This window comes from Methylosinus sp. sav-2 (assembly GCF_004366495.1).
In the GTDB taxonomy this organism is placed as follows: domain Bacteria; phylum Pseudomonadota; class Alphaproteobacteria; order Rhizobiales; family Beijerinckiaceae; genus Methylosinus.
Genome location: NZ_SOEJ01000005.1, coordinates 199,412 through 208,863, shown reverse-complemented (window position 1 = coordinate 208,863; position 9,452 = coordinate 199,412). Strand labels below are relative to the sequence as shown.

The following is a 9,452-nucleotide window of genomic DNA, read 5'->3' as shown; positions in this document are numbered from 1 at the left end:
GCCTGTGACCGAGATCGCCAAGGCGTTCCAGCTCGTTTCCATGCTGACGCAGCCGGCGATTCAGGGCGCGGCGGTCGGCGCTGCGGTGAAGTGACGCAGCCGGACTTGTCCTCTCCGAATTCAACCGTAAGGGTGGCAATAACGGTTGACGGAGGGGTTTGGCGCGGGGCAATCTCTCGGGCGCCGATATTGCAGTGCAAAAAAGAGTCGTGATTCTGGCAAGATTGTCGCAGTCGCGACAGCGGGCTTGGTTTTCGAGGGGGTTTCTTGGCGAACCGATTGAACACGAGCCTTTTGGCGAGGGGCGAGCGGCGCGTGCTGCAGGCGCTGGCCCCGCGACTCCCCGCCTGGACCACGCCGGATCATCTGACGGCGGCAGGACTGGTCGGCGCGGCGATGACTGCGGCGGGCTTCGCGCTCACCCATTGGTCGGCCGGTTTCCTCACACTGGTGGTGGCCGGCCTGTTCCTGAACTGGTTCGGCGATTCGCTCGACGGCACTCTGGCCCGCTACCGCGGGATCGAGCGTCCGCGCTATGGCTTCCTGCTCGATCATTCGAGCGATCTGATCGCGCAGAGCCTGATCGTGGTCGGCCTCGGCGTCTCACCCTATTTCACGCTTCCGTCGGCGCTGTTCGTGCTCTCGCTCTATCTGCTGATGAGCTCCTACACTTATCTGCGCGTGGCGACGGCGGGCGTGCATCGCCTGTCCTATGGCGGCATGGGCGCGACAGAGTTCCGCATTCTGGTCGCGGCCTGGAGCCTCTTCGCCTGCTGGCTCGGCCCGCAGGTGGTGGAGGCGCGGCTATGGCGCTTCTCCGTCCTCGACGTGACCATCGGAACGATGTCGGCCATCGCCTTCGCGCTCTTCGTCCTGATGGTGCGTCAGGATCTGTCGCGAATGGACCGCGACGACGACCATGAATCGGCGACCATCCACCGCCTGCCGACGCGCCGCTCCGCGGCCGAGCCGGCTGCGGCCGAGCCCGCGCGGGAGCTTCCCAGCATCTCCGCCGGCTGAGGCGCTGCGAAAAATCCGCCGCGAAAAAATCACGCTTCGCAAAAAATCCGCGTCCAGCCATGGGAAGGCGCGCGCGCCGGCATATCTGGTCATAGCGATCCAGCCCTCCGCTCGAGGAGTTTTGACGCATGACCAATCGTGAAATTCGCTCCCGCCAAAAGGCCGCGCTCGAGACGCCGACCGGCTTCTCGCCCGAGGCGACGCGCGATCTCACCGGCGCGCTCAACGCCGTGCTGGCGGATGTTTTCGCCCTTTATCTCAAGACGAAGAATTTCCACTGGCACGTCTCCGGCCCGCATTTTCGCGATTATCATCTGCTGCTCGACGAGCAGGGCGCGCAGATTTTCGCGACGACGGACGAAATCGCCGAGCGCGTGCGCAAGGTCGGCGGCACCAGCTTGCGCTCGATCGGCCATATCGCCCGGCTGCAGCGCATCCTCGACAATGACGCCGATTATGTCGATCCGCAGGACATGCTGGCGGAGCTGCGCGACGACAATGGCGCGCTGGCGGCGCGCATGCGCGAGGCGCATTCCCTCTGCGACGAGCGCGGCGACGTCGCCACGGCGAGCCTACTGGAAAATTACATAGACGAGGCCGAGAGGCGGATATGGTTCCTGTTCGAGGCCGGCCGTCGCGGCAATGCGTGACGCGAATCGGCCGCGGCGGTTCCGTTTCCGTTGCGAAGCCGCGCGGCCGCGTGTAGGTGTGACGGGCATCGAGGTCCCATGCGCAACCCACCCCCCCAGGCCGTTCGTCTCGCCGATTATCGCCCGCCCGCGTATCTGATCGACGCGGTCGATCTCGATATTTCTCTGCATCGAAGCAAGACGCGCGTCGTCGCGCGCCTCGCGATAAGGCGTAACCCCGCCGGCCGGGCGGGCGCGCCGCTCGCGCTCGACGGCGACGGGCTGGTCTTGCGGCGCGCAGCGCTGGACGGCGCGCCGCTCGCGCCCGAGGCCTATGAGGCGACGCCCGATTCCTTCGTGCTGCACGCCCCGCCCGAGGGGCCTTTCACGCTGGAGCTGGAGACGGAGGTCGATCCCTCCGCCAACACGCAATTGAGCGGGCTCTATCGCTCCGGCTCCGCCTATTGCACGCAATGCGAGGCGGAGGGCTTCCGCCGCATCACCTATTTTCTGGACCGGCCGGACGTTCTCAGCGTCTACACGACGCGGATAGAGGCTGAGAAGAGCGAAGCTCCGGTCCTGCTCGGCAATGGCAATCCGATCGCCTCCGGCGATCTCGAAGGCGGGAGACATTTCGCGGTCTGGCGCGATCCGTTTCCCAAGCCCTGCTATCTCTTCGCCCTCGTCGGCGGCGATCTCGGCCATATTTCAGAGAGCTACCGCACCGGCTCCGGCCGCGACGTCGCGCTCGCCATCTATGTCGAGCGCGGCAAGGAGCCTTTCGCCTCCTATGCGATGGATTCGCTGGTGCGCTCCATGCGCTGGGACGAGCAGGCCTTCGGGCGTGAATATGATCTCGATGTGTTCAATATCGTCGCCGTCTCCGACTTCAACATGGGCGCGATGGAGAACAAGGGCCTCAACATATTCAACGACAAATATGTTCTGGCCTCGCCCGAGACGGCGACCGACTCCGACTATGCGGGCATAGAGTCGGTCATCGCCCATGAGTATTTCCACAATTGGACCGGCAATCGCATCACCTGCCGCGATTGGTTCCAGCTGTGCCTGAAGGAAGGCCTGACCGTCTATCGCGATCAGGAATTCTCGGCCGATCAGCGCTCGCGCGCGGTAAAACGCATCGCCGACGTGCGCGGCCTGCGGCTGCAGCAGTTTCCCGAGGACGCCGGCCCGCTCGCCCATCCGGTGCGGCCGAACCTCTATCACGAGATCAATAATTTCTACACGGCGACCGTCTATGAGAAGGGCGCGGAGATCGTCCGCATGCTGAAGACGCTGATCGGCGAGGCCGATTTCCGTCGCGGCATGGACCTCTATTTCGCGCGTTTCGACGGGACGGCCGCGACGGTCGAGGATTTCCTCTCCTGCTTCGCCGAGGCCTCGGGCCGCGATCTGACGCAGTTTTCGCTCTGGTATGAGCAGGCCGGCACGCCGCTCGTGACCGTGGCGAGCGACTATGACGCCAATGCCAAAACGCTGACGCTCAGCCTCGAGCAATCGACGCCGCCGACGCCCGGGCAGAGCGACAAAAAGCCCTTTGTCATTCCGCTGGCGCTTGGCCTCATCGGCGAGAATGGCGACGAGCTGACGCTCGCCGCTTCGCCCGGCGAGAGCGGCGCCAGCGCGGAGGAATGCGCGCGCGGCGTCGTCGAGCTTTCGACGCCCTCGCGCAAAATCGTGTTCGAGAATGTGCCGTCGCGCCCGGTGGTGTCGCTGCTGCGCGGCTTCTCCGCGCCCGTGCGCCTCGCGCCGCCGCAATCGGCGGAGGACCTCGAGCGTCTGCTCGCCCATGACAGCGATTCCTTCAATCGCTGGCAGGCGGCGCAGAGCCTCGCGCTACGCTCCATCTTCTCGCGCATAGAGGCCGCGCGCGGCGGCGCGCCGGCGGATGATCGCGCCTTTTTCGACTCGCTGAAGCGGCTCGTCGAGGCGGGAGAGGGCGACCCCAGCCTCGTCGCCCAGGCGCTGGCTCTGCCTTCCGAGATCGACATTGCGCGCGAGATCGGCAAGGACGTCGATCCCGATGTGATCTTCGCCGCGCGCTCCGGGCTGAAGCGCGATCTCGGCCGCCATTTGGGCGCGGCGCTCACCGAGGCGCACGCCCGCTTCGCCGCGCAGGAGGGCTTCTCGCCGGACGCCGACAGCGCCGGCCAGCGCGCCATGCGCAATGTCGCGCTCGATCTTCTGGCGGCGGGCGATCCGGCCTCGGGCGGTCTGCTGGCTGAGCGGCAATTCGCCGAGGCGACCAATATGACCGACCGCATCTCGGCGCTGGCGACCCTGTCGCATGTGCCGGGCGCGGCGCGGGAGGAGGCTTTCGCCGCCTTCTATGAGCGCTACAAGAAGGACCATCTCGTCCTCGACAAATGGTTCTCGCTGCAATCGACCATTCCGGAGGCGGAGACGACCGCCCGCATCGCCCGGCTGATGGAGCATGCGGATTTCTCTTTCACCAACCCCAATCGCGTGCGCGCCGTGGTCGGCTCCTTCGCCAATGGCAATCCGACGCGCTTCCATGCGCTGGACGGCTCCGGCTATGCGCTGCTCGAGCGTGTGGTGCTGGAGCTCGATCCCAAAAATCCGCAGCTCGCCGCGCGGCTGCTATCGGCGCTGCGCTCCTGGCGCTCGCTGGAGGGGCGCCGCCGTGCGCTCGCCGAGTCGACGCTGCGTCGCATTCTTTCGACGCCCGATCTCTCCGCCGATGTCTCGGACATAGCGACGCGCGCGCTCGCCTGAGGGGCTTTACGTCCTTTTAAGGTCTGGACAAAAGCCCGCCGCCGGATTCGAATGGGGCTGATTCGGGGCGGGATGCGGCGCGTTTTTCCCCCTCTTCGACAAACTGCGGGGATTAGCGAAAATGGCGCGTGGGCGCGCGGCCAATACAACGACTTGCGCCGATACGTCATGGAGCGCCACGGCCTCCTCGAGCATCGGCCGGCTGATTGCAAAAACGCCGAGCGCGCGCCAGCTGGCGCTCGCGCTCGGAACCTGCGCCATAGCATTCGGCGCATTGCTGCTCCTTCTGGCCGAGGCCGCGCATGAGCGCACTCTGGCCGAGGCGGCGCAGGAGCTCGAGATTTTCGCGCGCGCGGTCTCGCGCGACGTGGAGACGACGTTGCGCGCCGGCGCGGCTGCGCTGCCGGACTATGCCGCGACGCGCGGACGTCGCGTCGCCGTCGCCGATGGGTCTGGCCATATCGTCGCCGTGACGGCGCCGCTCGTGGCCTCTGGCGCGCTCGCCGGTCTGCTCGGCGCCGAGCAGCTGCTGACCGAATTCGGCGAGAAGGCCGGCGTCATGCGCGTCACCCTCGCCGATGGGCGCAAGGCGCTCGCCACTGTGCGCAATCTTTCGCCCGCGCCAGGGCAGGGCGGGGGCCAGGGCGGCGGGCAGCTGGCGGCGATCCTCCCTTATGACGCGGCGCTGGCCGAATGGCGCGGCCTCCTCGCCCTCTATGCGGCGCTGTCCGCCGCTGCGGCTTCCGCCACTGCTGTCGGCCTCTTCGCCTTTCGCCGTGAGGCGCGCCGCGCAGTGCTCGCCGAGCGCGCGCAGATCGACCTGTGCCGGCGTGTCGACGCGGCGCTCGGCTCCGGCCGCTGCGGCCTGTGGGATTGGGACATTGCGCGCGGGCGCATCCATTGGTCCGATTCCATGTTCGGCCTGCTCGGCCTCGATCCCGAGCAGCGCTCGCTCTCCTTCGGCGAGCTGAAGATGCGGCTGCATCCGCAGGATGGCGATCTCGTCGCCATTGTCGAGACGATCGTCGCCTCCGGCTCGCGCGGCATGGATCATGAGTTCCGCATCCGCAATGCGCGCGGCGAGTTTCTATGGCTGCGCGCCTGCGCCGAATTGATCGACGATCCAGAAGGCGGCAAGCGCCTCGTCGGCGTCGCCGTCGATATTTCCGAGCAGCGCGCGCTGGTGGAAGGCGCGGCGACGGCCGATATGCGGCTGCGCGACGCCATAGAGACGATCTCAGAAGCCTTCGTGCTGTGGGACGCGCATAATCGGCTCGTCGCCTGCAATTCGAAGTTTTTGACGCTGCATGGTCTTGCCGCCGAGGCCGCCGCGCCGGGCGCGAGCTATGCGCGCATAATGGCGAGCGCTTCCGCCGCTCTGGCCGAGACGCAGATCGTCTCGGACCAGGGCGCCACGACGAGCGAGCGCACCTATGAGGCGCGGCTGGCGGATGGCCGCTGGCTGCAGATCAGCGAGCGCCGCACCAAGGACGGCGGCTATGTCTCGGTCGGCGCCGACATCACCGCGCTGAAGCGCAATCAGGAGAAGCTCATCGATTCCGAGCGCCGGCTGACGGCGAGCGTCGCCGACCTGCTGAAATCGCGCCAGACGCTGGAGGCGCAGGCGCAGCAGCTGGCGACGCTGGCCGAGCAATATCATCTGCAGAAGGGCGAGGCCGAGGCCGCCTATCAGGCCAAATCCGAATTTCTCGCCAATATGAGCCATGAGCTGCGCACGCCGCTCAACGCCATCATCGGCTTTACGGAGATGATGCAGGCGCAGGTGTTCGGTCAGCTCGGCTCGACCAAATATGTCGAATATTGCAACCATATCCATCAGGGCGGCCGCTATCTGCTCGATGTGCTGACCGATATTCTCGACATGTCGCGTCTCGAGGCCGGCCGCGTGCGGCTGGATCAGCGCGAGGTCGACGTCTCCGGCGCCGTGCGCGCGACGGTGGAGCGCTTCCGCCACAGCGCCGAGACGAAGCGCGTCGAGATCAGCGTCGACGCCTGCGACGGGCTGCGCTGCTATGGCGATCATGACGCGATCGTGAAGTCGATCGGCGTGCTCGTCTCCAACAGTTTGAAATTCACCTCGGCCGGCGGCGCCGTGCGCGTGCGCGCACGTCGGCTCGCGCGCTCGGTCGCCATTTTCGTCGAGGATGATGGCTGCGGCATAGAGAAGGCCGCCATCCCCAAGCTCGGCCGCCCCTTCGAGCAGCCGATCGCGGTCATAGAGAATGGCATGAAAGGCTCCGGCCTCGGCCTCGCCATCGCGCGTTCGCTGATGGCGCTGCATGGCGGCGCGCTGCGCATTCGCTCGCATGTGGGCATCGGCACGATCGCGATGCTGCGCATCCCCGTGCGGCCGACGACGCGGGCGATCTCCGCGCAAGGCGCGCGGACGTCGCTGCATTGAGGATGCGCTGCGCGAGGCGAGCCTTCAGGCTCGCGCGCCATACGGTTTCGGCTGAATGGTTCGGCGCGCTCCCTCTCCCCGCAATGCGGGGAGAAGGAAGGCGGAAAAATCGCGCGAATGACGACAGACGCGGCCCCGCAGTCACTCCGCCGCGGCCTCCGCCATCTCCCGCCGCGGCGGCGCATAGGCCAGCTGCGGCTCCCAATAATTGCCGCGGTCGAACATGTGCCGCGCCTGCGCATATTGGAACATGATGCGCCCGACGATTTTCGCCGTCGCCGGCTTGCGCAGCGCCGCGCCCCAGACTTTGTTCCACATGCGCCCTTCGGCGTCGCCGAGACGGCGCACCTCGCCGGCGATGTCCATCGCCTGCCGCTCCACTTCTCGGAAGCTCTCGAACTCCGGCAGCTTGGCGTCGCTCAGATCGTGCGCGCGGCCGAAGCTGTGAATGAAATTCAGCATGCGCTCGCCGAAGGCCGCCGGCGAATAGAGCGCGTTGCAGAGATTGTGCAGGCCGGAATTCAGCTCGTCCATGCTCATCGTCACCGGGCGAATATTGGAGCCCCAGGGCACGGCCTGCGTCTCCACCGTGCCTTGCAGCAGGCGTCCCTCGGCCGTGATGCGATCGAAGAGCGGCGTCGCCTCCGAGGCCATCAGCGCGCCGAGGCTGAAGATAGGGATCGGCGTCGACATGGCGAATTCATATTGTTGCGAAAACACATTCGGCCCGTCGTGATCGAAGCCGACGATCATGCCGCCCATCACCGAAATGCCGCGGTCGATGAGCTTTTGCACCTCGCTCGGAATATCGATCTTCAAATTCTGCTTCTTGCCGGTCTCGCGCAGGCTGTCGAGATTGGGCGTCTCTATGCCGATGAACACTTGATGCACGCCAGCCTCGACCAGCATGTCCATCAGCTCCGCGTCGCGCGTCGCGTCGATAGAGATTTGCGTGACGAAATCCATCTCATGGCCATTGCGCCGCCAATGCGCCATCGCCTCCAGCAGCTCCTTGCAATGGGCGCGATAGGCGGTGAAATTATCATCCGCCAAGAATGTCGCGCGAAAGCCATGCGCCCATAGAGCGTCGAGTTCGGCGATCACATTGGCGATCGGCTTATGGCGCTGCTTGCGGCCGAGATATTGGATGACGTCGCAGAATTCGCATTCGAACGGACAGCCGCGCGAGGTCTGCACGGCGCCGAGCATGGCGCGATGATTGGGATAGAGATCCCAGCGCGGGATCGGGCTCGTCGCCAGCGAAGGCTTGTCGCCGATGTAGCGATCACGCGGTCGCCCGCGGCGCAGATCGGCGAAGAGCTCCTCGGCGATCTCCTCGATCTCGCCGCTCACCAGCACGTCGCAATGCGCGGCGAGATGATCGGGACTGAGGCTGGCGTATGGCCCGCCGATGATGACCTTCTTGCCGCGACGACGAAACGCGTCGGCGATGGCGATCATGCGGCGACGCTGGCTCACCTTGCCGGTGACGCAAATCCAATCCGCCTCATGATCGAAGTTCACAGGCGCGACGCCCTCGTCGCCGATCTCGATCGCGAAGTCGCGCGGCGCCATCGCAGCGACGGTCGTCGATGAGAGATCGGCCATCATCACGCCGGACGGCCGGCCGGACGCGACGAGAATCTCTGCGCCGAAGTAGGTTGGAAAATCTGCAGCGGGATTGATGATATAAAGGGATGAGGTCATTGCAGGCCCCTTTCCGACAACCCATGAATTAAGGTCCTTTTTTTTGTCGCGCGCAAGCCGAAAGCGCGCTGCAGCCGCTCATTCGCACGGCGCCGGGCCGTTGCTCGAAGGTAATCCACAGGCTCGCCCGCGCCGCGAGGCCAGAGCGCAAAGTCATGCGATTGTCGAAACGTCTTGCCGTTCAATCTTCTACATCTATCTGCGGACGCGGATGGGGATACCCCGTAATTGACGCTCTACTTTTCATCGCCTAAGCCTCGCAAAGTTTCGGTGACGACGCGTTTCTACGGTTTTTTTCAGGGGATAGCGCCATAAGATGACGCATGAAGCCCTCACTTCGGATCGGCCGGTCGAGCGTGGTTCCGATCGCTCCTTCGGACTGGTGATCGCCGCGGCGCTGACCATTTTGGCGCTGGCGCCGATGTGGCGAAACGGCTCTCCGCACCTTTGGGCGCTGGCCGCCGCCGCCGTTTTCGCGGCGCTCGCCATCATCGCGCCGAAGCGGCTCGCAGCGCTCAACGATCTCTGGCTCGCCTTCGGATCGACGCTTCACAAAATCGTCAATCCGATCGTCATGGCCGTAATGTTCTTCGGCGTGCTGACGCCGATCGCCATCCTCTTTCGTCTGCGCGGGCATGATCCGCTCGCGCTGCGTTTCGACCGGGCGGCGGCGAGCTATTGGACGCTGCGCGGCGATGCGGACGGCGCCTCCGACATGCGCAAGCAATTCTGACCGGAAAAGCAATTTCTGACAGGAGACGAATGCGATGGATATGGTTCTCGAGCTGTGGGATTTCGTCGCGAGCCGCAAGAAATATTGGATGGCGCCGGTGCTCGGCGTGATGATGCTGCTCGGCGGGCTGATGCTGCTGCAGGGAACGGCGGTCGCTCCTTTCATCTACACGCTGTTCTGATCG

7 protein-coding genes are annotated in these 9,452 nt (G+C 65.4%); 6 read left to right on the top strand and 1 reads right to left on the bottom strand.

Annotated elements, in window-relative coordinates; translation table 11 throughout:
• Positions 1-267 precede the first annotated feature (267 nt).
• From EDE12_RS11940 to EDE12_RS11925, 4 genes are all read left to right on the top strand, one after another.
• The gene (locus tag EDE12_RS11940) at positions 268-1,020 is read left to right on the top strand and encodes a CDP-alcohol phosphatidyltransferase family protein (RefSeq protein ID WP_036290983.1); all 753 of its coding nucleotides are present in this window, start codon (positions 268-270) and stop codon (positions 1,018-1,020) included.
• Between the two features lie 128 nt (positions 1,021-1,148).
• On the top strand, positions 1,149-1,670 hold the full coding sequence (locus EDE12_RS11935; protein WP_024880348.1) for a DNA starvation/stationary phase protection protein: 522 nt from the start codon (positions 1,149-1,151) through the stop codon (positions 1,668-1,670).
• A gap of 78 nt (positions 1,671-1,748) precedes the next feature.
• Positions 1,749-4,406, top strand: coding sequence for an aminopeptidase N (pepN, locus tag EDE12_RS11930; protein WP_026598904.1), 2,658 nt, complete (start codon positions 1,749-1,751; stop codon positions 4,404-4,406).
• Positions 4,407-4,527: 121 nt separating this feature from the next.
• Entirely contained in the window at positions 4,528-6,828 is a 2,301-nt protein-coding gene (locus EDE12_RS11925; RefSeq protein ID WP_026598903.1) for a PAS domain-containing sensor histidine kinase, read from the top strand.
• 141 nt (positions 6,829-6,969) lie between these two features.
• On the opposite strand, the gene EDE12_RS11920 is transcribed toward EDE12_RS11925, so the two are convergent.
• The gene (locus EDE12_RS11920) at positions 6,970-8,535 is read right to left on the bottom strand and encodes a radical SAM protein (RefSeq protein WP_026598902.1); all 1,566 of its coding nucleotides are present in this window, start codon (positions 8,533-8,535) and stop codon (positions 6,970-6,972) included.
• Between the two features lie 316 nt (positions 8,536-8,851).
• Here EDE12_RS11920 and EDE12_RS11915 point away from each other — a divergent pair, with 316 nt between their 5' ends.
• Positions 8,852-9,268 (top strand): SxtJ family membrane protein, encoded by a 417-nt coding sequence (locus EDE12_RS11915; protein ID WP_026598901.1) that lies wholly within the window; start codon positions 8,852-8,854, stop codon positions 9,266-9,268.
• A gap of 34 nt (positions 9,269-9,302) precedes the next feature.
• The gene (locus tag EDE12_RS21865; protein ID WP_166141878.1) at positions 9,303-9,449 is read left to right on the top strand and encodes a DUF5989 family protein; all 147 of its coding nucleotides are present in this window, start codon (positions 9,303-9,305) and stop codon (positions 9,447-9,449) included.
• Positions 9,450-9,452: the final 3 nt, after the last annotated feature.